Below are 25,417 nucleotides of genomic sequence, written 5' to 3' on the forward strand. Positions count from 1 at the left end.
GGTCCCCCCTGCTTCTCTCTCGTTCCAGGTGTACTCTCGTTTCGAGAGTACACGACATCCGGAGTGGGCATGATCGAGCGCGAACTGGGGTCGGGACTGCGCGAGGTGGTCCACCAGCGGGTGCGCCTCGGCGTCCTCGCCGTCCTCGACCGGCAGGGCCCGTCCACGTTCTCCCAGCTCAAAGCCGCGCTCGGGCAGAGCGACGGCGGGCTGGGCCGGCACCTGGGCGTGCTGGAGGAGCACGGCTACATCGCCACCGAGAAGGTGTTCGAGAACCGCCGGCCCCGGACCTGGGTCCGGATGACCGAAACCGGGCTGGCCGCGTTCCGGGAAGAACAGGAGCTGCTGTCCAAGCTGCTCGCCGCGGCGCCGCACAAGAGCGACGGCGAGGACGACACCGGCGCGATGGCCATCGTCTTCGCGGCCCTGCTCGCCAGTGAGGACCCGGGCTTCGACCGCGACGCTCCCGGGGAGCGCACCGACCGCTCGGGCCTGGTGCCCCGCACCCCGGTGATCGTCGAGGGACGGCCGGCCCGGCCGCTCGGCACCGGGCCGATCTCCGCCAACTACGATTTCCCGGACTTCTGCGCCGAATTCGGCCAGGAGCAGCAGGCGCAGCGGATGATGCTGCGCAGCCACGGCCTGCGGGGCGGCTGGCTCGGCGTGTGGCAGGTCGACCGCGAGGAGCCCGAGGCCGGCCTGCAAGCGCACGCGATGGTCCTGGAGCTGGGCGGCGCGGAGAACTGCGCGGGAATCCTCGCGGCCATGAGCCCGTCGACGGCCGAGCTGCCCTCGATACCGGACGCCCGCGCGTACTTCCTGCCCACCCTCGGTGAGGACCCGGCCCCGCGCGGCGTCGCCTGGTTCTCCTCCGGACGCTACCTGGTGTCGGTCGTGGTCGTCGGGGCCGAAGCCGAGGTCGCGGTACCGGCCCTCGCCCGGCTTTCGGAACAGACCCGCGAGCGGCTGCCCGGGGCGGCGGACTGAGGGCGTGGCGCCCGCGACTGCGCGAGGGCAGGTGTAGGACGCCGTCCGCGGGGTAACCCGGCGGAGAGACGGCGCGTCCGCGTCCCTCGTAGACAGTCGCCGGCGGGCTTCGATGCCATCGGCCAGCCACGCCGATGCGCTCGGAGGTCTCCCGCATGACCGCTTCGCCGGGCACCGCTCGATCCGATCCGGACCAGCCCGGAACCGGACCGGAACCCCGCACCCCCGGCTCGCTCGGGGCCGAGCTGCGCCGGATGCTCGCCGCCGGGGACCTCGATCTGCCGGTGCCCGGCCGAGACGGTCCCGAGGCGCTGACCCGCCGCTGGGCGGCCCTGTCCCGGTGGGGGCGCCGGGACCTCGCGCTGGCCCGCCTCGCCGAGGGCCACGCCGACGCGGTGGCGATCCTGGCCGAGGCCGGGTTGCACCCGGAACCCCTTGCCCTGTACGGAGTCTGGGCCGCCAAGTCCGGCGGCACCGGCGCGGCCTGGGGCGAGGACGGGCTCCGCGGGACCGTCCGGTTCTGCTCGGGGCTGACCGGGCTCGACCGCGCGCTGGTGGTCGCCGGCGAGCACCTGGTGGAGGTGGACCTGACCGCGCCCGGCATCGAACGGCACCCGGAAGCCTGGCAGTCGGTCGGGATGGACGCTTCCGACAGCGGCGACGTCCGGTTCGAAGGGGTGCCCGCGACCGAGGTCGGCCCGCCGGGCTGGTACGTGGCGCGACCGGGTTTCGTGCTCGGCGGCACCGGTGTGGCCGCGGTGTGGCTCGGCGGCGCGGCGGGCCTGCTCGACGCCGTGTGCGAGTACCTGCGGCCCCGGGCGGACGAGCACCAGCTGGCCCACCTCGGCGCCCTGCACACGGCGGTGCGGGGGTCGGAGGAGCTGCTGCGCTCCACCGCCGCGGTGATCGAGCGGTCGGCCGAACCGGGTCTGCTCAACGCCACCTGCCGCGCGAGCGTCGAGCACACCGCCCGGGAGGTCGTCGACCGGGCGCCCCGGATCACCGGCCCCGCGCTGCTGTGCCGCGATCGCCGCTTCGCCCAGCACCTGGCCGACCTGCAGGTGTTCATCCGCCAGCACCACGCGGAGCGGGACCTGGCCGCGCTCGGCCGGGGCGTGCTGGAGCAGCGCGCGTGAAACCGTTCATCCCGGAAGCCGAATGGACCCGCGAATTCCCGGCCTGGCCCGGGGAAACCTTCCGCCGCGCCCTGGTGGTCGCCGCCCATCCCGACGACGAAACCCTGGGGGCGAGCGGGTTGCTCCAGCACCTGCACGCCACCGGGACCGAGATCACGCTGGTGGTCGCCACCGACGGGGAGGCGGCGTTCCCCGCCGCCGGCCCGGCCGAGCGCGCCGGGCTGGGCCGCCGGCGCCGGGCCGAGCTGGGCCGATCCCTGGCCGCGCAAGGACTTCCCGGCCTGGAGCCGGTCTGGCTCGGTCTGCCCGACTCCGGGCTGGCGGCCCACCGGGCCGAACTCACCGACGCCCTGCGGGAGCACGCCGCCGGCCGTGACCTGTGCCTGATGCCGTGGCCGGACGACCCGCACCCCGATCACCAGGCGGCGGGCCGGGCGGCGCTGGCGGGCGCACCCGCCTCGGCGCACTGCTGGTCGTACCCGATCTGGCTCTGGCACTGGCGCCGCCCGGACGAGCCGGCACCGCCCTGGTCCCAGGCCCGCTCGTACCGGCTCACCGAGGCCGAACGCGCCGCGAAGACCGCCGCGGTGCGGGAATTCACCTCACAGCTGGACCCGGGGCCGCGGGGCGAGGAGCCGATCCTGCCCCCGGAGGTCCTGGCCCACTTCGACCGGTCGGCCGAGACGTTCTTCCGCCAGCCCCCGGCCCGTTCCGCCCCGGTCGGCCGCTTCGCCGAGCTGTACTCCGGCTCCGAAGATCCCTGGCAGGTCGCCACCAGCTGGTACGAGCGGCGCAAACGAGCGGTCCTGCTGGCGGCGCTGCCCCGCGAGCACTACGGGACCGTCGTGGAACCGGGGTGCGGCACCGGCGTGCTCACCGCGGAGCTGGCTTCGCGATGCGATCGGCTGATCGCCTGCGATCCCGTCCCCCAGGCCGCGGACCAGGCCCGCCGGCGCCTCAGTGGACAGTCCCATGTGGACGTTCTCACCGGCGGGGTGCCCGGCGCCCTGCCGACCGGTCCGGTGGACCTGTTCGTCTACAGCGAACTGCTGTACTACCTGGACGAGGCCGATCTGACCGCGACGATCGACGCCTCCGTCGCGGCCCTGCGCCCGGGCGGCGACCTGCTCGCGGAGCACTGGCTGCCCTGGGCGCCCGAGGCCCCGCACGACGCCGCCGCGGTGCACGCGCGGCTGGCCGCCCATCCGGGGCTGCGGCCACTGGTCTCCCACGTGGACGAGCAGTTCCGCCTGGACGTGCTGAGGCGCCGGTGATCACCGCCGTCGCCGTGGTCGTGCCCGCCCGCGACGAAGCCGCGCTGGTGGCCGGCTGCCTGCGAGCCGTCCACCGCTCCCTGCTGGGGCTGCCCGTCCCGATCGCCCGGACCGTGGTCCTCGTGGCCGACCGCTGCACCGACGAAACCGCGGAGCTGGCCTCGGCGGGCGGCGCGGTCGTGGTGGTGTCCGAAGAGGATCGCACCATCGGCGAGATCCGCGACCTGGGCTGCCGGAGGGCGCTCGCGCTGCTCCCGGGCCACCGGCCGGATCGGCTGCTGCTGCTCAACACCGACGCCGACACCGAGGTCACCCCGGGCTGGGCCGGGCACCACCTCGCCCGCGCCCACCGGGGCTGGCACGCCACCACCGGCCCCGCCCACCTCTCCGGCGCGTTCCCCGGCAGCCCGGACGCCGCCCTCCGCTACCGGGAGCTGGTCGACACCGCCGAACGCACGACGGGCAACGTCTACGGGGCCAACCTGGCCGTCCGCGCCGACGCCCACACCGCGGTCGGCGGCTTCGGCCCCACCGCGACCGGCGAGGACCACTCGTTGTGGCGCCGCCTGGCCGCCGCGGGCTACCGGCTGGCCACAGAGCCCCGCGCCGTCGTCCACACCAGCCCCCGCCTCGACGGCCGTGCCCCCGGCGGCCTCGCTTCACTGCTACGGCAGCTCTGAAACCGGCCCGCCCGGACCCACGTCGCCCAGGGCCGACTCCGGCCGCGACGGCGAACCGCACTCCACGGCCGCGGTGGCGCACCAGGATTCCGGGCTTCGCCGGGTTCCACGAGGTGCCGGAATCCGGCCCGCGCACCTACTCCCCGGGTGCCTGAGCGGACGGCCGGTCTCCCCCGCCCGTCCGGCGCCTAGGATGGCGGCCATGGTCAGCCGTCCGCCGGGAGCCGAGCCGCTGCTGGTCGGGCGTGGTGGCGAGCAGCGGCGGATCGAGGAGCTGGTCGAAGGCGCGCGGGCCGGTCGGGGTGGGGCGCTGGTGCTCAGCGGCGAGGCCGGGATCGGCAAGAGCTCGCTGCTGGACCACGCCGGGCGGACCGCCGGCTTCCGGGTGCTGCGGGCCTCCGGCGCCGAATTCGAGCAGGAGCTGCCCTATTCCGCGCTGCACCAGCTGTGCCTGCCGATCCTCGAACACCTCGCCGAGGTCCCGGAGCGGCACCGCGACGCGGTGCGGATCGCGTTCGGCCTGGCCGACGGGACACCCCAGCCGTTCCAGATCGGCCTGGCCCTGCTGGAACTGGTCACGGCGGTGAGCGGCGCCCAGCCGGTGCTGTGCCTGATCGATGACGCGCAGTGGCTGGACGCGGCGTCCTCGCAGGCGATGGCCTTCCTCGCCCGCCGGCTCGGCGCCGATTCGGTGGCCCTGCTGTTCGGACTGCGCGCACCGTCCACAGTGTCCAACCAGTCCAGCCAGCCCGGCCAGCCCGGCCGGTCCACGCTGGCCGGCCTGCCCGGGCTGGCGGTGGCGGGGCTGGACGACCGCGAAGCCGTGGCGCTGCTCGACGCCCGTCACCCGTTCCCGCTCGACGACCGGGTCCGCGACCGGCTGGTCGCCGAGGCCGGTGGCAATCCGCTCGCCCTGCTCGAACTGCCCCGGGCCGGCGGTTTCGTACCCCCCGCCGCCGCCTCGGTGCCGTCCCGGATCGAAGACGGCTTCCGCGCCCGGCTGGCCGCGCTGCCCGACCGGACCCGGCTGCTGCTGACCCTCGCCGGCGCCGACCCCACCGGCGACCCCGGTCTGCTGTGGACGGCCGCCGAAGCATTGCGCATCCCCGTGCCGGTGGCCGGCGCGGACACGGCCGGGCTGGTGGAGTTCGGCGCCCGCGTCCGGTTCTGCCACCCCCTGGCGCGTTCGGCGGTCTACCGCGCCGCCGGCGAAGACGTGCTGCGCGCGGTCCACGGTGCCCTGGCCGGGGCCACCGATCCGGGCACGGCCCCGGACCGGCGGGCCTGGCACCGCGCTCGGGCCGGCGTCGGACCGGACGAGGACGTGGCGCTCGACCTGGAGCGCGGCGCCTCCCGGGCCCGCTCGCGCGGGGGTGTCGCGGCCGCGGCGGCGTTCCTCGAACGCTCGGTCGCGCTGTCGCTGGACCCGCGGCGCCGGGTCGAGCGCACCCTGGCCGCGGCCGAGGCCTTCCTCGAAGCCGCGGCCACCGGCCGGGCGGCCGACCTGCTCGCCACCCTCGAACCGGCCGCGCTGGAGGAGTCCCACCGCGCCCGGGCCGAACTGCTGCGGGGCCGGATCGCCTTCACCCGCCCCGGCGACGACCGCGGGCCGGCGCTGACCGCGCGCGCGGCGCGACGCCTGTCCACAGTGGACCCCGATCGTTCGCGCGAGTGCTTCCTGGACGCGCTGGAGATGAGCCTGCTCGTCGGCCGCGCCGGCGGGGTCGTCGACGAGGTGGTGACCGCGGCCCGGTCCGCGGCCCCCGCTCCGAGCTCCCCGGACCTGCTCGAAGCGTTGATCACCCTGGCCGAGCGCGGTTACACCGCGGCGATCCCGATGCTGCGCGAAACGCTGTACGCCGAGAGTGGTCCGATGTGGACCCGGCATCCGGCGCTGGCGTCGATGATCAGCACCGAGCTCTGGGACCACGACACCTCCTCGGACATAGCCGAGTGGCTGGTGAAGGCCGGCCGGGAATCGGGCTCGCCGTGGCTGCTGCGGCTGGCCTTCGCGCAGCGGGCCACCGCCGCCACCTTCGCCGGCGACCTCGGCCTGGCGCTCGCCGCCGTGGCGGAGGAGGAGGCCATCGCCGACGCGGCGGGCGAGCCCCCGCTGCTCTACCCCCGGCTGCAGCTGGCCGCGCTCCGCGGGCGGCGGGAGGAGGCCCAAGAGCTCTTGCGCACGGCCGCGGACCTCGACGGCGCGGCCCAGGTGACCAACCGGCACTGGACCTCGGCCCTGCTGTACAACGGGGTCGCCGATTACCCGGCCGCGCTGGCTTCGGCCCGGGCCGCGACCGGGCACGACGACCTGTTCCTCACCGGGATCGCGCTGCCGGAGCTCGTCGAGGCGGCCGTGCACTGCCACGAGCCCGCGGAGGCCGCGCGGGCGCTGGAGTCGCTGACCGAACGCACCCGGGCCGCGGGCACCGAGCTCGGGCACGGGGTCGCGGCCTACGCCCGCGGCCTGGTGACGGGCGTCGAGGACGACTACCGGGAAGCGGTCGAGTGCCTGGCGCAGAGCCGGGTGCTGCCCTACCAGGGCCGGGCGCACCTGCTGTACGGGCAATGGCTGCGGCGTCAAGGTCGCCGCGACGACAGCCTGCGGGAGCTGCGCACCGCCCACGAACTGCTCTCGCACTCGGGCGCCGACGGTTTCGCCGGCCGCGCCGCCGAGGAGCTGCGCGCCGCCGGGCAACCGGCCGGGCGCCGCCGCGCGCCGGCACACGAAAAGCTTTCGGTGCAGCAGCTCGCGGTGGCCCGGCTGGTGGCCTCGGGGGCGACTTCGAACGAGGTCGCCACCCAGCTGTTCCTCAGCAAGCGCACGGTCGACGCGCACCTGCGGGCCATCTTCCGCAAGCTCGGCCTGACCTCCCGGCGGCAGCTCAGGGACCGCCCGGAACTGCTCGCGCCGGACCGGTAGCCGCGGGCGATCCCGGTCGTGGTCCCGGTTTTCTTCGACCGGCCCCGACGCGACCCGGTCCATCGAGTGCGGGAAGCGGGCCCGGCCGGGGATCAGCTCACCGCGAGGGCGGTGCGGGCCGCGTCCTTCGGCCGCCCCGGGGCGAGCGCCCGGCGGCAGGACCACAGCATCGGGTCGAGCACCTCGCCGAGCAGCACGACCGGCGGCTTGGGCAGCGCCAGCCGTTCCATCCCGAGCCCGGCGCAGACGTCGTCCACCAGCCGGGCCGAACCGGGCCGGGCACGATGACCCACGGCACGCTCTCGCCTCCGGTCAGGAAGCGGACGTTGGTGCCGTCCCGGGAAACCGGGCCGCCGCCGACCGTCATCATCGCGCCCCTCCGCCGGTCCGCCCCGCTACCGAAACTCCCCCACCGCCCGGATTCGGCCACGACGATGGGCCCGGACGCCGACCGGGGGCTACTCGGTGCGCATCGAAGCCAGCCGGGCCGCCCCGCGCAGCGAAGGCAGCGTCATCGCGGTCACCAGCAGCACCAGCGCCGCCGCGGACGCGCTGAGCACCCCGACCGAAAGCCAGTCGACGGTGAAGCCCACGCGCCCGAGGTGGGAGGCCAGCGCCGAGAGCACGATCCCGGTGGCCACCGCGGTCACGATCCCGAGCAGCAGCGGAATCGCGTTCTGCCACACCACGGACCGGGCCAGCACCCGCAGCGGGACCCCGGTCGCGGCCAGCACCGCGATGGTGCGCCGCCGTTCCCGCAGTTGCTCCAGTCCGAGCACGAGCAGGCTCACCCCGGCCAGCAGCAGGGTGAACACCGAGCCGGCGAGCAGCCCGGCCCGGATGGTCAGGTACGACTGCTGGCTGTCGCTCAACCGGGCCGAGGACACCACGTACACCGAGGCGTGCCAGGAGAACGGGGCCAGCGCGTTGCCCGCCGCTTCGGCCAGCGCCGGGTCGGCCGTGGTGGTCAGGACGCTGCCGCCGGCCTCGACCCGGCTCAGGTCGACCCCGGCCATCGCCCCGGGGGTGGCCATCACCTCGTACCTGCGGTCGCCGGCGCCCGGGGTGGCCGGCACCTCGGCCGGGGTCAGCTCCGGCACCGTCCAGGCCCCGATCGGGGCCGGGGCCTCGGCGTAGGCCGTGGCCGGATAGGACTGTCCGGTATGGAGGGCCTTCAGCCGGTCCGGGTCCACGTAGACCGCGCCGTCCCGGCAGTTCCGCAGCCCGGCCAGGGCCCGCCAGGTCGCGCAGTCGGCGACCGTGACGCCGAGCGACCGGGCCGGGTCCTGCTCCTCCGCCAGGTTCACCTGCTGCGTCAGGTACACCGGCCGCAGCCCCGGCACCCGGGCCAGCGCGGCCGCGGCCGGGCCCGCGGTGGCGGCGTCGGTGGTCACGTCCAGGCTCAGGGTGGGCGGCCGCGACGGCCGGACCGGCTCGTAGGTCCGGGCCTGCCCGACCAGCAGCGACTGCACCGCGATCGCCCCGGCCAGCACCACGGCGATTCCGGCGACCACGCGGGCCGGGGTGCCGCTGTCGAGTTGCAGGCGCCGGACCGCGAGCTGGACCGCCGGGCGCCCGCCGCGCCACCGCGCGACCCCGCGCTCCAGCAGCCAGGGCAGCAGGGCCGGGACCCCGACCAGCAGGCAGGTCACCCCGCCCGCGATGGCCGGGGTGCTCAGCCGGGACGGCTGCTCCTGCGAAACCAGGACCAGCGCGGCCACCCCGGCCCCGATCGGCAGCACCCGCCACCACAGCCGCCGCCGGACAGGCTTGGCCCGCCGGACCACGCCGAGCGGCTCGATCGCCGTGCCGCGCAGGGCGAACAGCGAGCTGAGCACCGACAGCGCGGGCACCACCAGCACCACCACGACCACGAGCGGCCACGGCGGGGTGACGTCGCTGACGAACAGGCTTCCGTCCCGCACCCGCACCGAAGGGGCCAGCCGCCGCAGGAGCAGGAACGCCCCGGCGCCCAGCACCAGCCCGGCCGCCGCGGTGACCACGGCCTCGGCCGCGGCGATCCGGCGGACCTGCGGCAGGTCCGAGCCGACCAGCCGCAGCGCGGCCAGCCGCCGGTCGCGCTCGGCCCCCGCGACCCGCGCCGAGGTCGCCACGAACACGAACACCGGGGCCAGCAGGGAGACGATCCCGATCAGCAGCAACGTCATCAGCGCCGGGTCGAGCCCGCTCGGCGTGGCGGGACCGCCGAAGGCGTAGACCGGCTTGCCCTGCAGGGAGGCGTCGGCACCGATGTAGGCGCGCAGATCGTCGGGGTTGACCAGCCCGGCCTGCCCGATCGTCCCGGCCACCGGGCCGGGGAACCGTGGGCGCAGCAGGGCCCCGCCGTCGGACCGGAGCAGTTCGGCCAGCGCCGGGGCCAGCACGCTCTGTCCGGGCGCGGGCACCCGCGACAGGCCCGGCGGCACCGGCGAAGAGGGCCCGCTCGCGTGCACGTACCGCACCTTGATGTAGCGGCCCTGGAACGAAGTCGAGCTGTCGAGCACGATCAGCGGCGCGACACCGGGCCCCGCACCCGGGGCCGCGACGCTGCTCAACGCGCGGGCGTCGCGCTCGGAGACCGCATGGTCGGCCGACGCCGCGAACAGCAGCACGGTGACCGCGACGCCGATGCCGAGCGTGCCCAGCAGCAGCCGCGCGACCGCGGTCCGCGTGGTCCGGCCGCCCCCGACGGCCAGCCGGATCCCCAGCCCGAGATCGGCGGCCCAGGCGGCGGGCCGCCCGCGGTGCCGGATCGGCGCGCTCATCGCGGCGACCGGGCCGGGCCGGCGGCCGCGTACGAGCGGGATCGGCCGTCCCGCACCACGATCTCGCGATCGGCGTAGGCGGCCACCCGCGGTTCGTGGGTGACCAGCAGCACGGCCGCGCCGGTCTCCCGGGCGGCGGTGGCGAACAGCCGCAGCACCCGCTCGCCGTTGAGCGAGTCGAGCGCGCCGGTCGGCTCGTCCGCGAACACCACCCGCGGCCCGGTCACCAGCGCCCGCGCGATGGCGGCCCGCTGGCCCTGCCCGCCGGACACCTCGCCCGGCCGCTGGTCCGCGAGGCCGCCGACCTCCAGCCGGTCCAGCCACTCCCGCGCGAGCCGCTCGGCGGGCTTGCGCCGCACCCCGTCCAGCCGCAGCGGCAGCGCGACGTTCTCCAGGCAGCTCAGCTCCGGCACGAGCTGGCCGAACTGGAAGACGAAGCCGAAATCGCTGCGCCGCAAGGCACTGCGCTCGCGGTCCGGCAGGGCCGAGAGCACCCGGCCGGCGTAGCGGACCTCGCCGGAGTCCGGGGGCACGATCCCGGCCAGGCAGTGCAGCAGGGTCGACTTGCCCGAGCCCGAAGGCCCCATCACGGCGACGATCTCACCGGCCCGCAGGTCGATCCCGGCACCGTCGAGCGCCAGGGTGGGGCCGAAGGACTTGCGCAGGTCCCGGGCGCCGAGCAGCGGCTCGGCCGGATCGGCCGCGGTGTTCCCGGCTTCGGTGTTCACGGCTTCGGTGTTCACGGCTTCAGGGCTCCTGCCAGTTCGTCGAGCCGGGCCGTGGTCAGCTCCAGCCAGCGCAGGTCCGCCTCGAGGTGGAACAGGGCGTGGTCGCAGATGAGCTGGTCGGCCAGGTCGCCCCCGGTCTTGCGGGCGGTGAGCTCCCGCATCGCGCGCAGGTGCTCGGCCCGCTGCGCGTCGAGCACTTCGGCGGCGCTGCGCCCGGACAGCAAAGCCAGCACCACCTTGGTGTACAAGGTGTTCTGGAGGTAGAGCGAGGGGTTCTCCGGGGTGCTGAGCCATTCTTCGACGTTCGTGACGCCGGCGTCGGTGATGGCGTAGCGCTTGCGGTCCGGCCCGTCACCGGGCTCGATCCCCTTCTCCTCGACCAGCCCGTTGCGCAGCAGCCGCGAGAGCGTGGAGTACACCTGCCCGTAGTGCAGGGGGCGGTCTTGCTGGAAGCTCTCGTCGTGCAGCCGCTTGAGGTCGTAACCGTACTTCGGCCCGCTCTCCAGCAGTCCGAGCAAGGTGTTCGCGATGGACATGGCCGCGAGAATACACGGGGTGTATACGTCACGTTTATACACCCCGCGCATAGCGATTGAGGAGGGCCCGGGCGGCTCAGGACGTGGCGATCAACCGGCTGAGCTCGGCGGCGGCCCCGACCACCGAACGCGCCAGGTCCTCTTCCCGTGCAGCCTCGAAGCGCAATTCCGGAACGGACAGCGTGATCGTCGCCACCGGCAGCCCGGCCGAACCGGTGACCACCGCACCGAACGACGCCACTCGCGGACGGTCCCGGCCGGACAGGGTGACCGCGTACCCGCGCTCCGCCGCCCGCGCGATCTCCTCGCGCAGTTCCCCGGGCCCCGGCACCTCACCGTCGAAGTCCTCGACGCCGCGTTCGAGCACCTCGGCCACCTCGTCCGCACCGAGCCGGGCGAGGATCGCCACCCCGGCCGAGGTGACCGGCAGCGGCAGCCGGGCGCCGATCTCGACGAACACCCGCACGGCGTGGGTGCCGTCCTCGCGCAGCACGACGATGAGGTGGTCCCCGTCGCGCAGGGCGAAGTGCACCGTCTCACCGGTCTCGGCCGCGAGCCGCTTGATCACCGGCCGGGCCAGGTCGCGGAAGCCCTCCTCGTCGGCCCCGCGCAACCCGATGGCCAGCACCCGCATCGTGACGCCCCACCGCGAGCGCGCGGGATCGGTGATCCGCAGCCAGCCGGCCTCGCGGAGGGTGACCAGGCACCGCTGGACCGAGCTCTTCGGGATGCCCATCACCCGGGACAGCTCCGACACCCCGATGGGCTGGCGGGCGCTCACTTCCTCCAGCACCCGCAGCGTGCTCAGCACGCTGTTCATGGCCTTCTTCGCCTGGGCCACCCTGACGCCTTCGCTCCCGCTCGGACCCGGATACTTGACGACCGTCGGGGCGGTCCGCGCCGCGACACCCGCATCAGGCTCCCACAGTGCGGTACCTCGTGCCAGCATGCGGCATGGCCGGATTTCGGAGATCTCCGAGATGTCCGAGGAGGAAGGATGACCTCGACGACCCGCACCGTCGCCGTGGTGGGCCCCGGCGCCATCGGCACGACCGTGGCGGCGGCGCTGCACGAAGCCGGCCGCACCCCGAGGATCTGCGGCCGCACCGCGCGAGAGCACCTGGAGTGGCACGCGGCGGACGCCCGGGTGCGGGTCCCCGGCCCGGTGCGGACCGACCCGGCCCGGGCCGGCGATCCGGTCGACCTGATCTTCCTCGCCGTGAAATCGACCCAGAACGAAGCCGCGGCGCCGTGGCTGACCGCCTTGTGCCGCACCGGAACCGTGGTCTGCGTCCTGCAGAACGGCGTCGAGCAGAACTCGATCGCCGTCCCCGCCGGCGCGCGGCTCATCCCCTCGGTGGTGTGGTTCCCGGCCCAGGCTCAGCCGGACGGTTCGGTGTGGCTGCGCGGCGCGACGCGCCTGAGCCTGCCGGACACCCCGGCGGCCGAGGTGGCGCGGGAGGCGCTGCGCGGCACCCGGTGCGAGGTGGTGGTGGAGGCGGACTTCACCACCGTGGCGTGGCGCAAGCTGCTGCAGAACGCGGTGGCCGGGCTGATGGTCCTCGCGGGCCGCCGGGCCGGCATGTTCACCCGCGCCGACGTGGCCGGGCTGGCGCTGGCCTACCTCCGGGAGGGCCTGGCGGTGGCCCGGGCCGAGGGCGCGGCGCTGGACGACGGGGTGCCGCAGCGGATCGTCGAGCAGTTCGGCTCGTACCCGCCCGATTTGGGCACGTCCATCCTCACCGACCGCGAAGCCGGGCGGCCGCTGGAGTGGGACACCCGCAACGGCGTGCTGCTGCGCCGCGGCCGGGCCCACGGCATCCCGACCCCGATCAGCGAACTGGTGGTGCCGCTGCTCGCGGCCGCGAGCGAAGGTCCCGGCTGAGGCGTCCGCCCCACGCAACGGCCCAGCGCAAAGACCCAGCGAAACGGCCCCGCGGATCATCCTTCCGCGGGGCCGTCCGGCTCCACCGGGCGCGCCGAAAAGCGCGGCGCGCCACCGATGGCGACCCGGTTCAGTCCTTCTTGAAGACGTTCTTGACCTTGTCGGCCACGTCACCGACGGCGTCCTTGGCGTCCTCGACCGCGTCCTTGAGCCCGGCCTTGGCCTGGTCGCCCCGGCCCTCGGCCTGGAGGTGCTCGTCGCCGGTCGCCTTGCCGGCCGTCTCCTTGGCCTTGCCGCCGAGGTCCTCGGCCTTGTTGCTGAACTTGTCACCCAACGACATCGCGGATCTCCCTGTTCGCACCGGCGCGCCGGGATGGGCGCCGTTCACCGGGTAGGAACCCGGCGGCGCGCGATCGTCACGGCCCCGGTCCGGTGACGGCGGTCACCCGAGCGTCGAAGGCCCGGCCGCCCGCCGGCGACCGGGCCTTCGTCACGGGCGCCGGGTCAGCGGTTGACCGCCTTGCGCTTCACGAAACCGACCACGGCGGTGGCCACGAACAGCACGGCCCCGACGATCACGAGCCAGAACAGCCCCTTGATCACGAAGCCGAGCACCACGCACACCAGCCAGATCACCAGCAGCACACCGAGAAACGCGATCATCACTACCTCCAAGAGTGAACAGCTCACGGAGCCTATTCCGGTTCGCGCGCGGGCGCGCGTCACGCGTCACGAATGACCGTTACGCGTCCGGAGGGCGAAAGCACCCGGGTCCGATGAGGACACTCACCGGCCCGGCCGGGCCGCCCACCCCACCGCCGTCAGCGCTCAGCCTCGCTCCGGGGAAGGCGCGGCCACCTTTCGCAGCAGATCCCTCAGCCCGGACTGCTCGACCCCGCTCAACGGGGCGAAAACCGCCCGATCAGCCTCGGCCAGCGCGGACTCGAAGCCGTCGATCAGGCTACTGCCCGCCGGGGTCAGCCGGACGCGCTTGCTGCGCTCGTCCCCCGCCTCGATCCGGCGCTCCACGAGGCCGCGGCGTTCGAGTCCTTTCAGCAGCACCGAGACGTTCGCCGCCGTCGTCCGGGTCAGGTCCGCGAGGTCCCGCTGGATGGCGCCGGGCCGGCGCTGCAGGTGTTCGAGCACCACGGCCTGCTCGAAGGTGAGGTCGCGCGACCGCGCCCACTCCCCGGCCACCCGGCGCTGCGCCGCCAGGATCGAGCGGAGCACCCTCGTCTCACTTCCGTCGAAGGTTAGCTCTTTAACTGTCAACTGCGCTTGGTACGTCCGCAGCAACGGCAGGAACAGCTCGTCTACGATCGAGCGCACCCGGGCGGGCTTCAGCGGCGCGAGGTCCAGCAGCAGATCGTGGCGCACCAGGTCGAAGGGCAGCTCGAGCACGGCGGCGGGAAGGCGGCCGAGGTCGATCTCGCCCCGGTCGTGGGCGCGCTGGTACAGCGAGCGGACCGGGGCCGGCCGCCGGGCGTCCAGCACCCGGTCGCGCACCTGCGCGGGGGTCAGGCCGGTGTCGGCCATCAGCCCCGAGAACACCGCGGCCACGGCGATGGCGAAGAAGCCGGCCAGCGCTTCGCTCACCGCGGTGAGCTGGGCCAGCAGATCGCCCCGGAGGGTCCCGGTGTCGGCGTCGGCGACCGGGTGGGCGCCGCGGTGGTGCTCGATCGCCGCCAGCACCAGCTCGTCCTTGTTGGCCCAGCGGCGGTAGAGCACCGCGCTCCCGGTCCGGGCCCGGGCCGCGACCGACTCCATCGTGAGGCGGGCGTACCCGGTCTCGGTCAGCTCGTCCCAGCCGGCGGTCAGCAGCTCGGCTTCGAGCCGCTCCCCGCGACGGCGCTGCTGGCGCCGACGGCGCTGTCGGGGACCGGCGGGCTCCTCGGTGGTCACCGCCACAGCTTAGGAGGGCTTGCCTTTCCCGACAAGGCGATCTACCTTCGTAAGAAGTAAATCCGTTTCTTGATCGAAGGAGTGCGGATGGCACCCGCAGTGCTGATCGCCGGCGCGGGCCCGACCGGGCTCACCTTGGCCTGCGAGCTGGCTCGCAGCGGGGTCCCGTTCCGCCTGGTGGAAGCCGCCCCCGGCCCGCAGCCCGGCTCGCGCGGCAAGGGCGTCCAGCCCCGCACCCTCGAGGTGTTCGACGACCTCGGACTCGTCGATCGGGTGCTCGCCCACGGTGAAACCGCGATGCCCATCCGGGTGATCGGCCCGGACGGCGAGGTCGGGTCGTCCGGCGGGCGGACCGCGGCGAAGAACCCCGGCATCCCTTACCCGGACGGCGTGATCACCCCCGAGTGGCGGGTGGAGGAAGCCCTGCGGTCACGGCTGGCCGAGCTCGGCGGCGAGGTCGAGTTCGGCACCGAGCTCACCGGCTTCGAGCAGTCCGAGGACGGGGTCGCGGCCACCCTCGTGCGAGACGGCCGGACCGAGACCGTCACCGGGCGCTGGCTGGTCGGCTGCGACGGCGGGCACAGCGTGGTCCGCAAGCAAGCCGGTATCGCCTTCGAGGGCGAGACCCGCGAGCAGGTGCGGGCGATCGTCGCCGATGTCGCGGTCGACGGTCTCGACCGCGACGCCTGGCACATGTGGCGGTCCGAGGCGGGCCTGTTCACCCTCTGCCCGCTGCCCTCCACCGGACTGTTCCAGTACCAGGCCGGCGTCGCGCCCGGGCAGGACGCCGGCCTCGGCCTGGCCAACCTGCAGGCCATCCTCGAGCGGCGCACCGGGCGCACCGACCTGCGCCTGCACGAGCCGGAGTGGGTCTCCCTGTGGCGGGCCAACGTCCGCCTCGCCGCCCGCTACCGCGAGGGCCGCGTCCTGCTCGCGGGCGACGCCGCCCACATCCACTCCCCGGCCGGCGGCCAGGGGATGAACACCGGCATCCAGGACGCGGCCAACCTGGGCTGGAAGCTCGCCGCCGTCGAGCACGGCGCCGCGCCGGAGCTGCTCGACAGCTACGAGTCCGAACGGCTCCCGGTCGCCGCCGGCGTGCTCGCGCTGTCGGACGAGCGACTGAGGCAGACGCTGGAACAGCGGAGCATTCCCACCCACCGCGACGCGAGCACCACTCAGCTCGGCATCGGCTACCGGGGATCGGCCCTGGCCCGCGACGACCGGGACGAGACCGCCCCGCTGCGCGCCGGCGACCGCGCGCCCGACGCGCCCGGGCTGTCCACCGTGGACGGTGAGCGCCGGCTGTTCGACCTGACCCGCGGCGGTCACTTCACCCTGCTGAGCTTCGGTCCCGCACCGGACCCCGCGATCCGGACGGCGATCCGGGCCTTCCGGGTCGTCGCCGAGCCCGCTGCCGACGGTGAAATCGCCGACACCGGCGGCCACCTGGCCGAGGCCTACGGCGCGACGGCGCGGACTGTCGTGCTCATCCGCCCCGACGGTCACCTCGCCCTGATCTCCGACGCCGGCGACCTCCGGGCCGTGGCCGGCTACCTGGACCGGACCACCGCGGGCGGTACGCACGCCACCCCGTAGAGCCCACCAGGCTCGGGTCCGCGGCGGCCGGCGGTTCGAGCGGTCGCGGGCGTGGCCGCCGAGTCGCCCCGGCCGGGCGGCGCGGCCCGCGAGCTAGGCTGGCCGCTGTGACCGAAGCGCTCCCGCAGGCGATGGACCGGTGCCGCGCGTTCCTGGACGACCGCCGTCCGCCGACCCCGTGCCTGGTGGTCGACCTCGATGCGGTGCGGGACGGCTGGGCGCGGGTGACGGGTGCGCTGCCCGAGGCGCGGGCGCACTACGCGGTGAAGGCGAACCCGGCGCCCGAGGTCGTCCGGCTGCTCGCCCGCGCGGGCGCCGGATTCGACGTGGCCGGGCGCGAGGAGATCGAGCTGTGCCTGGCCGAGGGCGCCCGGCCCGAGCTGATCTCCTACGGCAACACCGTGAAGAAGGCGCGCGACATCGCTTTCGCCCACCGCGCCGGGGTCCGCCGCTTCACCTTCGACAGCCTCCCGGACCTCGAGAACATCGCCGAGCACGCACCCGGTTCCACGGTGTCGTGCCGGATCCCGGTGGACCGCCCCGGCTCGCTGACCCCGTTCGGCCAGAAGTTCGGCTGTGCCCCGGAAATGGCCGTGGACCTGCTCGTCCGCGCCGCCGGTCTGGGGCTGGACCCCGAGGGGGTCGCCTTCCACGTCGGCTCGCAGCACCTCGATCCCGGCGCCTGGGACACCGGGATCGCCGCGGCCGCCGCGGTCACCCGGGCGGTGGCCGCGCGGGGCGTGGTGCTGCGCGGGCTGAACCTCGGCGGCGGGCTGCCGGGCCGCTACACCACCCCGGCGCCGCCGCCGGCCGACTACGCCGCGGCCATCCGCGCGTCGGTCCGGCGGCACTTCCCCGTCGCGCCGGAGCTGGCGTTCGAGCCGGGACGGGCCGTGGTCGCCGGCGCCGGGATGATCCGCAGCGAGGTCGTGCTGGTCTCCCGCAAGTCCGCCACGGACGGCAACCGCTGGGTGTACCTGGACATCGGGCGCTACGGCGGGCTGGCCGAGACCGAGAACGAAGCCATCGCCTACCGCCTGGAGACCGCGCACGACGGCACCCCGGACGGCCCGGTGGTGCTCGCCGGGCCCACCTGCGACGGCGACGACGTGCTCTACCAGCGCACCCCGTACCGCCTGCCGCTGGCGCTGCGGGCGGGCGACCACGTCGACCTGATGGAAACCGGCGCGTACACGCAGAGCTACGCCTCGGTGTCGTTCAACGGGTTCCCGCCGCTGCGGACCCACTTCGTCGGCGGCGAGCCCGGGCCGGTCGGCGAGTTCGCCGGGCGGCACGTGCTCGCGGAGTTCGACGGCGTCGCGCCCGAGGTGCTCGACGACGTCGGGTTCCTCGGCGAAAGCCTGCGGATCGCCCTGGAGAAGGCGGGGGCGACCGTCTGCGAGCTGACCGCCAAACGGTTCGAGCCGCAGGGCATCACGGTGCTCGCGCTGCTCTCGGAATCGCACGCGTCGATCCACTCCTACCCCGAGCTCGGTTCGGTGTTCGTCGACGTGTTCACCTGCGGCCGCCGGGCGGACCCGGAGCTGGCCGTGCAAGTGCTGCGGGACCGGCTCGGCGCGGGCGTGGCGCGGACCACCACCATCCACAGAGGACAGGAGACCGGGTGGACATCGAGGAACCGCTGGGCGAGGGCCTGACCCGGGTCTGGTCCGTGCCGGAAGTGCTCGCCGACGCCCGCACCGCCTACCAGCACGTGGTGATCGGCCGGACCGCCCAGGGCGTCTCGCTGTTCTGCGACGACGAGCGGCAGAGCACCGAGTTCAGCCAGCTCGTCTACCACGAGGCCCTGCTCGTGCCCGCGCTGCTGCTGGCCGAGCGGGTGGACCGGGTGCTGGTGATCGGTTCGAGCGAGGGCGTGGTGTGCCGGATCGCGGTGGCCGCGGGTGCTTCGGTGGTCGACCACGTCGACATCGACGCCGAAGCGGTCCGGCTCTGCGCCGAGCACCTGCCCTACGGCTACTCGCCGGACGAACTCGCCGCGGCCGAACGCGGCGAAGGCGCGATCCGCGTGCACTACGCCGACGGCTGGGAGTTCGTCCGCTCCCGCACCGGGCCCTACGACATCGTCCTGGTCGACCTGCCCGACGAACGGGACGGCACCGACGCCCAGCACAACCGCCTGTACGGCACGGAATTCCTGCAGCGGTGCCGGGCGCTGCTCGCCCCCGGCGGGGTGGTGGCCGGGCAAGGCGGCTGCCCGACGCTGTGGCGCCACTCGACCCTGGTGCGGTGCTGGCGCCGGTTCACCGAGACGTTCCGGATCCCGGTCTACTTCGGCTCCGACGAGCACGAGTGGGCGTTCTTCTTCGGGTCCGATGCGGACAGTCCCGAAGAGACGATGGCCCGGCGCCTGCCCACCCTGGGCTACCGGCCGGAAACGATCGACGAGCTGAGCCTGCGCGGTTCGCTGGTGCCGCCGATCAGCCTCCGGCGGTGACCGGCCGGCCCGGCGGCCTCCCGGTCAGAGCCCGCCGGCCCGGTCGTACAGGGCGTGCACGGCGGCGCTCAGCTCCGCACCGTCGAGGTCCTGGGTGACGCCCTCCTCGTCGACCGTGCCCCGGCTGGTGACCGCGAAGAGGGTTCCCCGGCCGGTCGCGGGGTCGAAGTCCCGCAGCCACGGGCCGCCGCTGGAACCGCCCGCGAGATCGCACCCGGTGTGCCATTCGCGGGTGACCGAGTTGACCACCAGGGTGGCGGGCCGGGTGCAGTACTCCAGCGCCTCGCCGTGGGCCAGCCGGGACACCGGGTAGCCGAACATGGTCGTGTCCACCGGAGAGGCCACCGGGCCGAACGAGATGTCCTGGGTGCCCGCGGCGTCGGCCACGTGCCGGCCGCCGGCCGGGTCGAGGGCGATCACCCCGTCGTCGTCGAGCGCGCTGGACGGGCCGCTGTAGGTGTCCGACCAGGCGAACGCCCGCGCGGCGAACATCCCGTGCGGCTGGGCCCCGTGGTCGTAGCCGGGCACGAAGACCAGGTTGGTCATCCTGATCGGCCGGTCGTAGCGGTCGGTGCCGCCGTTGAGGCAGTGCCCCGCGGTGAACACCACGTCCCGGCTCGGGCTGGGCACCACGGTCGCGGTGCAGGACTCGTCGCCGCCGGGCACGGCGGTGAAGAACAGCCGCCCGACCCCGGGTGGCACCGGGCCGGGCCACACCTTGCCGATGGTCTCGGCCGGGGGCAGCCCGTCGAACTCGCCCTGCTGCGCGATCCGCTCCGGGGTCCAGTAGGCCAGCGCCGCCGACCGGTCCCCCGCGGCGACCGCCGTCACCACCTGCCCGGTCTCCGCGGTCGCCGCGGCGGCCGGGACCGTGGTGGCCGCCAGCACCAGGCCGAGGACCACCGCCACCGCGCGTGGCCGGGTCAGCACCCGTGACTTCTGGTTCATACCCGGTAGACGCGGCGGACCCGGCGAGGTTGTCCCCCGGTCGCGGGGGCCCGGCACCCCGCCCACCGGCGCGGCCGGTTCCGGCGGCCGAACCTTGTCCACTGTGTATTCCGGAACGGCTGTGTACTCCGGAACGGCCGGTACTCCGGAACGGCCGGAGTGCCGGGCGGTCGTGGTCACCGGGTCCGCAGACCGTCCACGATGACCGCCACCACCGTGCGCGCCCGGGAGTCCCATTCCGCTCCCGGGATCCGCGACAACGCGCCCAGCAGCAGGATGACGTCGGTGGCGTCGACGTCGTCGCGCACCTCCCCCGCCGCCTTCCCCCGGTCCAGCAGCGTCTGCAGGGCCTCGTCGAGCCGGTGGTGCTGGCCGGAGTAGAGGTCCGCCCAGGCCGAGGCCTCGATCGCGGCCATCACCCCGCGCTTGACCCGCGCGTACTCGACCACCCGGTGCAGCCAGGCGGTCAGCGCGGGCAGCGGCGGGTGCCCGGCCAGCAGCGGCGGCACGGCTTCGACGAGCTGGGTCAGCTCGTACCGGTACACCTCCGCCAGCAGGTGCTCACGCGTCGGGAAGTGCCGGTAGAGCGTGCCCTGCCCCACCCCCGCGGCCTTGGCCACGCGGTGCAGCTTCAGCTCGGCGACCGCGCCGTTGGACTCGCTCAGCCCGGCCCGCGCGGCCTCGACGATCCGATCCCGGTTGGCGACCGCGTCCGACCGCGGCCCACGATCCGCCACGAACCCACCCCCACGCTAAATGGACAACTGTCCGCTATGCTGAACCGGACAGTTGTCAGTTTAGAACAGGAGAGACCGCCATGGACAAGGTCGTCGCCATCACCGGGGCCAGCAGCGGGATCGGCGCGGCCACCGCGCTCGAACTGGCGGGCCGCGGTGCCGCCGTCGTGCTCGGGGCCCGCCGCGCCGACCGGCTGGAATCGCTCGTGGCGCGGATCCGCGCGGAGGGCGGCCGCGCCGAGTCGACGGAGGTCGACGTCACCCGCCGCGCCGGCCCGCAACGGCTGGTCGAGCTGGCCGTGGCGCGCTTCGGCCGGCTCGACGTGCTGGTGGGCAACGCCGGGATCGCCCGGACCGCCCCGGTGGCCGATCTCGACCTGGACAACTGGGACGCGATGATCGACGTCAACCTCCGCGGGGTCCTGCACGGCATCGCCGCCGCGCTGCCGGTCTTCCGCGAGCAGGGGCACGGGCACCTGGTCACCACCATCTCGACCTCGGGGCTCAAGATCGTCCCGGGCCAGGCCGTCTACGCGGGCACCAAGAACGCCGTGCGCACCCTGCTGGAGGCGCTGCGCCAGGAGTCCACCGACGGCGTCCTGCGCACCACCTCGATCTCCCCCGGCTTCGTCCGCACCGAGCTCGCCGACCACATCACCGAGCCCGGCCAGCGGGCGCAGGTCCAGGAAACGATGGCGGCACTCGGCATCGGCCCCGACGCCGTGGCGCGCGCCATCGCCTTCGCCGTCGAACAGCCCGAGGACGTCGAAATCGGCGACATCACCCTCCGCCCGGCCCGCCAGGGCTGAGTCCGGTCACCGGCGCCGGGAAAATCGCCGCCCGCCGGCGCGAGGCGGCCTCCACGCCGGTCCGGCCGAAGGTGCGCCCGCCGGACGCCGGACCTCGAGGCCGAAACAGCACCTTTCCTGAGCCGGCAACGGAATCAAGCGCGCCCGCGATCACCGGTTCCCGGCCGGGCGCGGTCCGGGGCGTCCAGTACGACCAGGACCCCGGCGACCCGCAGCCGTGCCTGCCGCCGGTGCGCGCTGGGTACCGGCTCGACCGGGAAATCCTTGTCCTGGAACGAAAGCAGCTCGGTCGCGACCGCGTCGGCGCTCGGGCCGCCGAGCCAGCTCAGCCAGACCTGGCCGTCTTCGCGGACCCGCGCGCGCACCTGTACACCGTGAAGCGGCCCGCCGCCGTCTTGCAGCCGGAGCGTGAGCCGGCCGAGCACCCGGCGGCCGGGCCCAGCCGGGTCGGGCGCGTCCATGCCGCTCACCCTAGCGGCCGACCGGCCCTTGAAATATGTTCGCCCCCCGGGCATGCTACTCGCCAGTAGGTGACGAAGTCGTCTCTCCCAGGGGGCACCCGATGTCGTAACCGGCACCACCTCCGCCCACCGCGCCCCTCGAAGCCGGGCGCAGCCACGGCTTTCGCCGTCCCATCCGCCGCACGCCCGGCCGGGCGACCGTTGCCCCGTGCCGTTTTCGCCTGCCGAAACCGAGAGGGCACCCCGTCATGAAGGTCAACTCGCGCAGCGCCGTCGCTGCCGTGATCACGCTGCTGCTGGCCTCGCTGGCCGTCGGCCCGGCGGCGAACGCGGCGCCGGTGGCCACCGATTCGTTCTACCGCTACTCCGGCAGCGCGCCGCTGTCCTCGTTCGTCCCCGGCACGGTGCTCAAGACCCGCACCGTCCCGTACCACGTGCTCGGGCTCCCGCTGCCGCTGCAGGCGGTGCAGTTGCTCTACCGGTCCACCGGATCGCTCGGGCAGCCGACCGCGAACGTCACCTCCGTGGTGAAGCCGCCCGTGGCCCCGGCCACGCCGAAAGCCGTGAGCTACCAATCGTTCTACGATTCGCTGAACCCGGCCGACGGCCCATCGCGCGCCATCGCCGGCGATTTCCGGATCCCCGGGCTGATCGCCAACTTCGAGAGCGTCTTCCTGGTGCCGTGGCTGTCGCAGGGCTACACCGTGCTGTTCCCCGACACCGAAGGCCAGTCCGCGGACTTCGCCGCCGGGCCCGAGTACGGGATGAACACCCTGGACTCGATCCGGGCCGCGAGCACCTCGCCGGACACCGGGCTCACCCCCTCGGCCAAGGTCGGCGCGGTCGGCTACTCCGGCGGCGCCATCGCCACCGGCTGGGCCGCCCAGCTCGCCCCGTCCTACGCCCCCGACGTCAACCGCAACCTGGTCGGCGCGGCCGAGGGCGGAGTGCTGGCCAACCCGCGCAAGAACCTCGACTACGTCGACGGGACCCCGGTCTGGGGCGGGGTGATCGCCATGGCCCTGATCGGCGCTTCCCGCGCCTACGGCATCGACCTCGCGCCGTACCTCAGCGACCAGGGCCTGGCCCTCCACCACCGGCTCCAGAACGCCTCGATCATCGAAGCCCTGCCCCAGACCTCCGGGCTGACCTGGCAGGAGCTGGTCAAGCCGCAGTACGCGTCCAGCCCGGACACCATCCCGGTCTTCGTGGACACGGTCAAGAAGATCACCATGCTGGGCGCCCCCTCCCCCACCGTGCCGATGCTGATCGGCCAGGGCGCCAACGGCCTGCTCGAAGGCACCCCCGGCACCCGGCCCGGCATCGGCGCGGGCGACGGGGTCATGGTCACCGCCGACGTGCGGGCGCTGGCCCGGCAGTTCTGCGCCGAGGGCACCCCGGTGCGGTACGACCAGTACGACCTGCTGTCGCACGTGGGCACGGCCGCCGCCTGGTTCCCGCTCGCCCTGTCCTGGCTGGACAGCCGGTTCGCCGCCCGGACCGCGCCGGACACCTGCGCGCAGATCCCCCGCTGAACTCGCCGGACGACCGGCGCCCGCCGCCGGTCGTCCGCCGAGCCCGATCCGGTGCCCCTAGGTCCTGTCCTCGAAGCGGGTGCGGTGCTCCTGGGTTGTGGTGCGTGGGCATGAGACGACCGATGAGCAGTGGCCGATCATCCGGCCATCGCTGCCGACGTCGGGCGCAAAGGGGCGTCCACGGGGCCCGGGAAGACCGTCTGCAACCGGTTCTGGCGCTGGTCACGCTCGGCCAACCTGCCACTCCGGGTGACGCAGGCGCAGGTGATTTCCGAGACGATCGATGAACTCGACCGCGAAGTCTCGGTCGGCTCCAGCATCGTCCGCGCCGATCAGCACGCCGCCAGCGCTCGACCCGGCCGAGCAGGGTGCCGGCGGACAAGGGCTACTCCAGCCGGGCCATTCGCAACTACCTGTGCCGACGCCCCATCCCGGCAACTATTTCCGAGCACCGCAATCAGCAGCCCAACCGGCTGCGCCGTGGCCGGGCGGGTGGGCGCCCACCCGCTTCGGCCAGACCGTTGCTTTCCGGCCAACGCATGGTCAATTGGGCCACGTTGCTCCTCCGGCTTCGAGACCGGCCCTAGTACTTTCGGCCGATCCCCGCATGGCGAAAACCCTCCGAAAGGCGTGAGCCATCCCGGGGTTCTTGTCCTGGGGCCGGTTTCCGGACCGCCGGCCGCCTTACGGTGGCGGTGCTTTCGTGATCTTGAACCGGCAGGAAGAGGGGAACCACCTTGCACAACCGGACCAGATTGCTCGGCCGGACGCTCGCCGCGGCGGGTACGGTGGCGGCGCTCGCGGCCGCGCTGGCCGTCCCGGCCTCGGCGGCCACGGCCTCGACCGTCGAGCAGGACGTCGCGCAGCTCAACCAGTACGTCGGCGATCTGTACCAGGGCCTGCCCGAGGGCGCGCTGCGCGGGGTCGACCCGCTCATCGCGTCGCCGGTCCCGCAGACCGGCCACCAGAGCCAGACCGCCGCGGGCCCGATCCCGGGCTGCACCGACGGTTCGCTGCTGACCTACGCGGACAAGCTCGCATCGAAGCTCACCCCGCTCGAGAACGACGCCCTGAGCGCGCTTTCCGGGCTCAGCCAGCTCTACATCCAGGGTGTCGCCTCCGACCAGGACCCGCAGGTCTTCGGCACCGACGGCCAGTACAGCCCGCGCGCCGCCTCGACCATCGCCAAGCTGCGCGGCTTCTGGGACATCGAAAGCTGGAACGTCCAGCTCGTCGCCTGGAAGGGCACCGACCTGGGCAGCCAGGCCAAGATGACGCAGACCTTCGCCCTCGGCCTCGCGCCGGCCAGGGTGGCCGCCGCCGCCGCGCTCGCCACCAAGGTGCTCTCCGAGGTACCGGCCATGCAGGGCGGCCGCAACCCGCTGATCACGCTGAACGCCTACTCCGCCCCGGCCGGCAGCCTCGGCGGCAAGCGCGTGATGCTCGGCGACGGTCTGCTCGACGTCGTCGGTCAGCTCGGCTTCGACAGCGTTTCGGTGGAAGCCGTGATCGGTCACGAATACGGCCACCAACTCGACTTCGCGCACGACAACTACCCGGGCAACGAATCCGGCGAAATGGGCCCGGACGCCTACGGCGGCTACTTCATCGCCCACGCCAAGGGTGACGCGTGGGACGCCCGCGCACAGCAGGAGGTCACCTACCTCGACGCCTCCATCGGCGACTGCTACCACAGCCACGGCACCCCCGACCAGCGCAAGGCCGCGGGCGCGTGGGGCGAGAAGCAGGCGACGAGCCAGGGCAACCCGAACCGGATCATCCCCTCGGCCACGATGATCGCCCACTTCCAGAAGGAGTACCCGAAGCTGGTGCCGCCGGCCACCAGCCCGGCCGCGGTGGCCGCGGCGCACGGCTGAGCCCCGGCTCCCCTGCACCGGATCCATTACACCGGTTCCACTGCACCGGCGGGCCGTCTCCCCCTCGGGAGGCGGCCCGCCGCGGTGCTTGTCCACAGTAGACAGAGTGCTTGACAAACCGATCGGGCGCTGCGAATCATGGAATCCGCAAGCAGGCTGACAACGATGTCAACGGGA

General features: G+C 74.2%; 23 protein-coding genes and 1 pseudogene. 13 read left to right on the forward strand and 11 right to left on the reverse strand.

Going from position 1 to position 25,417, the window contains the following annotated elements; genetic code table 11:
• Nucleotides 1–69 precede the first annotated feature (69 nt).
• From NYF13_RS19835 to NYF13_RS19855, 5 genes are all read left to right on the forward strand, one after another.
• Nucleotides 70–987 carry a transcriptional regulator gene (locus tag NYF13_RS19835; protein WP_315658721.1) on the forward strand — a complete coding sequence of 306 codons (918 nt, stop codon included), beginning with the start codon at nt 70–72 and terminating at the stop codon, nt 985–987.
• Between the two features lie 155 nt (nt 988–1,142).
• Nucleotides 1,143–2,123, forward strand: a complete 981-nt coding sequence (locus NYF13_RS19840; protein ID WP_315658723.1) for an acyl-CoA dehydrogenase family protein — start codon at nt 1,143–1,145, stop codon at nt 2,121–2,123.
• Nucleotides 2,120–3,397: a bifunctional PIG-L family deacetylase/class I SAM-dependent methyltransferase gene (locus tag NYF13_RS19845; RefSeq protein ID WP_315658725.1), complete on the forward strand. Its 1,278-nt coding sequence runs from the start codon at nt 2,120–2,122 to the stop codon at nt 3,395–3,397. Before NYF13_RS19840 ends, NYF13_RS19845 begins: the two co-directional genes overlap by 4 nt.
• Entirely contained in the window at nt 3,394–4,077 is a 684-nt protein-coding gene (locus NYF13_RS19850) for a glycosyltransferase family 2 protein (protein ID WP_315658726.1), read from the forward strand. Before NYF13_RS19845 ends, NYF13_RS19850 begins: the two co-directional genes overlap by 4 nt.
• A gap of 202 nt (nt 4,078–4,279) precedes the next feature.
• The gene (locus NYF13_RS19855) at nt 4,280–7,000 is read left to right on the forward strand and encodes an AAA family ATPase (protein WP_315658727.1); all 2,721 of its coding nucleotides are present in this window, start codon (nt 4,280–4,282) and stop codon (nt 6,998–7,000) included.
• Nucleotides 7,001–7,092: 92 nt separating this feature from the next.
• On the opposite strand, the gene NYF13_RS19860 is transcribed toward NYF13_RS19855, so the two are convergent.
• From NYF13_RS19860 to NYF13_RS19880, 5 genes are all read right to left on the reverse strand, one after another.
• Complete coding sequence (locus NYF13_RS19860; protein WP_315658728.1) at nt 7,093–7,293, reverse strand: hypothetical protein; 201 nt, start codon at nt 7,291–7,293, stop codon at nt 7,093–7,095.
• 165 nt (nt 7,294–7,458) lie between these two features.
• The gene (locus tag NYF13_RS19865; RefSeq protein WP_315658730.1) at nt 7,459–9,765 is read right to left on the reverse strand and encodes an FtsX-like permease family protein; all 2,307 of its coding nucleotides are present in this window, start codon (nt 9,763–9,765) and stop codon (nt 7,459–7,461) included.
• On the reverse strand, nt 9,762–10,508 hold the full coding sequence (locus tag NYF13_RS19870; protein WP_315658732.1) for an ABC transporter ATP-binding protein: 747 nt from the start codon (nt 10,506–10,508) through the stop codon (nt 9,762–9,764). The genes NYF13_RS19865 and NYF13_RS19870 overlap by 4 nt, the downstream gene beginning before the upstream one ends.
• Entirely contained in the window at nt 10,505–11,029 is a 525-nt protein-coding gene (locus NYF13_RS19875; RefSeq protein ID WP_315658733.1) for a PadR family transcriptional regulator, read from the reverse strand. Before NYF13_RS19875 ends, NYF13_RS19870 begins: the two co-directional genes overlap by 4 nt.
• Before the next feature lie 76 nt (nt 11,030–11,105).
• Nucleotides 11,106–11,870, reverse strand: a complete 765-nt coding sequence (locus NYF13_RS19880) for an IclR family transcriptional regulator (protein WP_315658734.1) — start codon at nt 11,868–11,870, stop codon at nt 11,106–11,108.
• Nucleotides 11,871–12,026: 156 nt separating this feature from the next.
• On the opposite strand from NYF13_RS19880, the gene NYF13_RS19885 reads away from it, so the two are divergent.
• Nucleotides 12,027–12,914: an oxidoreductase gene (locus NYF13_RS19885; RefSeq protein ID WP_315658735.1), complete on the forward strand. Its 888-nt coding sequence runs from the start codon at nt 12,027–12,029 to the stop codon at nt 12,912–12,914.
• Nucleotides 12,915–13,044: 130 nt separating this feature from the next.
• Here the strand turns inward: NYF13_RS19885 and NYF13_RS19890 are convergent, their stop codons facing one another.
• The 3 genes from NYF13_RS19890 to NYF13_RS19900 form a co-directional block, all read right to left on the reverse strand.
• Nucleotides 13,045–13,254: a CsbD family protein gene (locus tag NYF13_RS19890; RefSeq protein WP_315658736.1), complete on the reverse strand. Its 210-nt coding sequence runs from the start codon at nt 13,252–13,254 to the stop codon at nt 13,045–13,047.
• 164 nt (nt 13,255–13,418) lie between these two features.
• Entirely contained in the window at nt 13,419–13,577 is a 159-nt protein-coding gene (locus NYF13_RS19895; protein WP_315658738.1) for a hypothetical protein, read from the reverse strand.
• 165 nt (nt 13,578–13,742) lie between these two features.
• Nucleotides 13,743–14,816, reverse strand: a complete 1,074-nt coding sequence (locus NYF13_RS19900) for a TetR/AcrR family transcriptional regulator C-terminal ligand-binding domain-containing protein (protein WP_315658740.1) — start codon at nt 14,814–14,816, stop codon at nt 13,743–13,745.
• 87 nt (nt 14,817–14,903) lie between these two features.
• Between NYF13_RS19900 and NYF13_RS19905 the strand changes: the two genes are divergently transcribed.
• The 4 genes and pseudogenes from NYF13_RS19905 to NYF13_RS19920 all read left to right on the forward strand — a co-directional run bounded on the left by NYF13_RS19905 (nt 14,904) and on the right by NYF13_RS19920 (nt 18,873).
• Nucleotides 14,904–16,415 (forward strand): FAD-dependent oxidoreductase, encoded by a 1,512-nt coding sequence (locus NYF13_RS19905; RefSeq protein ID WP_315658741.1) that lies wholly within the window; start codon nt 14,904–14,906, stop codon nt 16,413–16,415.
• A gap of 131 nt (nt 16,416–16,546) precedes the next feature.
• Nucleotides 16,547–17,590: pseudogene (locus NYF13_RS19910) on the forward strand (alanine racemase); the annotation flags it as partial.
• A gap of 60 nt (nt 17,591–17,650) precedes the next feature.
• A complete protein-coding gene (gene speD, locus NYF13_RS19915) occupies nt 17,651–18,073 on the forward strand; it encodes an adenosylmethionine decarboxylase (protein WP_315660371.1) in 423 nt (140 codons plus the stop codon).
• Nucleotides 18,040–18,873 (forward strand): spermidine synthase, encoded by an 834-nt coding sequence (locus tag NYF13_RS19920; RefSeq protein ID WP_315658742.1) that lies wholly within the window; start codon nt 18,040–18,042, stop codon nt 18,871–18,873. Before speD ends, NYF13_RS19920 begins: the two co-directional genes overlap by 34 nt.
• A 24-nt stretch (nt 18,874–18,897) precedes the next feature.
• Here the strand turns inward: NYF13_RS19920 and NYF13_RS19925 are convergent, their stop codons facing one another.
• Nucleotides 18,898–19,821 carry a hypothetical protein gene (locus tag NYF13_RS19925; RefSeq protein ID WP_315658744.1) on the reverse strand — a complete coding sequence of 308 codons (924 nt, stop codon included), beginning with the start codon at nt 19,819–19,821 and terminating at the stop codon, nt 18,898–18,900.
• A 176-nt stretch (nt 19,822–19,997) separates the two neighbouring features.
• Nucleotides 19,998–20,558, reverse strand: coding sequence for a TetR/AcrR family transcriptional regulator (locus NYF13_RS19930; RefSeq protein ID WP_315658745.1), 561 nt, complete (start codon nt 20,556–20,558; stop codon nt 19,998–20,000).
• Nucleotides 20,559–20,638: 80 nt separating this feature from the next.
• On the opposite strand from NYF13_RS19930, the gene NYF13_RS19935 reads away from it, so the two are divergent.
• Nucleotides 20,639–21,367 carry an SDR family oxidoreductase gene (locus tag NYF13_RS19935; RefSeq protein ID WP_315658746.1) on the forward strand — a complete coding sequence of 243 codons (729 nt, stop codon included), beginning with the start codon at nt 20,639–20,641 and terminating at the stop codon, nt 21,365–21,367.
• Nucleotides 21,368–21,501: 134 nt separating this feature from the next.
• Here NYF13_RS19935 and NYF13_RS19940 read toward each other — a convergent pair whose 3' ends face one another.
• Nucleotides 21,502–21,828 (reverse strand): hypothetical protein, encoded by a 327-nt coding sequence (locus NYF13_RS19940; protein ID WP_315658747.1) that lies wholly within the window; start codon nt 21,826–21,828, stop codon nt 21,502–21,504.
• 248 nt (nt 21,829–22,076) lie between these two features.
• On the opposite strand from NYF13_RS19940, the gene NYF13_RS19945 reads away from it, so the two are divergent.
• Together NYF13_RS19945 and NYF13_RS19955 are read left to right on the forward strand one after the other, a co-directional pair.
• Nucleotides 22,077–23,363 (forward strand): lipase family protein, encoded by a 1,287-nt coding sequence (locus NYF13_RS19945; protein WP_315658748.1) that lies wholly within the window; start codon nt 22,077–22,079, stop codon nt 23,361–23,363.
• Nucleotides 23,364–24,100: 737 nt separating this feature from the next.
• Nucleotides 24,101–25,240 carry a hypothetical protein gene (locus NYF13_RS19955; protein WP_315658749.1) on the forward strand — a complete coding sequence of 380 codons (1,140 nt, stop codon included), beginning with the start codon at nt 24,101–24,103 and terminating at the stop codon, nt 25,238–25,240.
• Nucleotides 25,241–25,417: the final 177 nt, after the last annotated feature.

The organism is Amycolatopsis sp. PS_44_ISF1 (assembly GCF_032335455.1).
GTDB lineage: Bacteria > Actinomycetota > Actinomycetes > Mycobacteriales > Pseudonocardiaceae > Amycolatopsis.

Excerpts from the sequence above, each read along its gene's own strand:
- NYF13_RS19835 (WP_315658721.1), top strand. The coding sequence starts at position 70 with ATGATCGAGCGCGAACTGGGGTCGGGACTGCGCGAGGTGGTCCACCAG.
- NYF13_RS19875 (WP_315658733.1), bottom strand. The coding sequence starts at position 11,029 with ATGTCCATCGCGAACACCTTGCTCGGACTGCTGGAGAGCGGGCCGAAG.
- NYF13_RS19855 (WP_315658727.1), top strand. The coding sequence starts at position 4,280 with ATGGTCAGCCGTCCGCCGGGAGCCGAGCCGCTGCTGGTCGGGCGTGGT.
- NYF13_RS19895 (WP_315658738.1), bottom strand. The coding sequence starts at position 13,577 with ATGATCGCGTTTCTCGGTGTGCTGCTGGTGATCTGGCTGGTGTGCGTG.
- NYF13_RS19945 (WP_315658748.1), top strand. The coding sequence starts at position 22,077 with ATGAAGGTCAACTCGCGCAGCGCCGTCGCTGCCGTGATCACGCTGCTG.
- NYF13_RS19865 (WP_315658730.1), bottom strand. The coding sequence starts at position 9,765 with ATGAGCGCGCCGATCCGGCACCGCGGGCGGCCCGCCGCCTGGGCCGCC.
- NYF13_RS19925 (WP_315658744.1), bottom strand. The coding sequence starts at position 19,821 with ATGAACCAGAAGTCACGGGTGCTGACCCGGCCACGCGCGGTGGCGGTG.
- NYF13_RS19890 (WP_315658736.1), bottom strand. The coding sequence starts at position 13,254 with ATGTCGTTGGGTGACAAGTTCAGCAACAAGGCCGAGGACCTCGGCGGC.
- NYF13_RS19935 (WP_315658746.1), top strand. The coding sequence starts at position 20,639 with ATGGACAAGGTCGTCGCCATCACCGGGGCCAGCAGCGGGATCGGCGCG.
- NYF13_RS19905 (WP_315658741.1), top strand. The coding sequence starts at position 14,904 with ATGGCACCCGCAGTGCTGATCGCCGGCGCGGGCCCGACCGGGCTCACC.
- NYF13_RS19940 (WP_315658747.1), bottom strand. The coding sequence starts at position 21,828 with ATGGACGCGCCCGACCCGGCTGGGCCCGGCCGCCGGGTGCTCGGCCGG.
- NYF13_RS19840 (WP_315658723.1), top strand. The coding sequence starts at position 1,143 with ATGACCGCTTCGCCGGGCACCGCTCGATCCGATCCGGACCAGCCCGGA.
- NYF13_RS19885 (WP_315658735.1), top strand. The coding sequence starts at position 12,027 with ATGACCTCGACGACCCGCACCGTCGCCGTGGTGGGCCCCGGCGCCATC.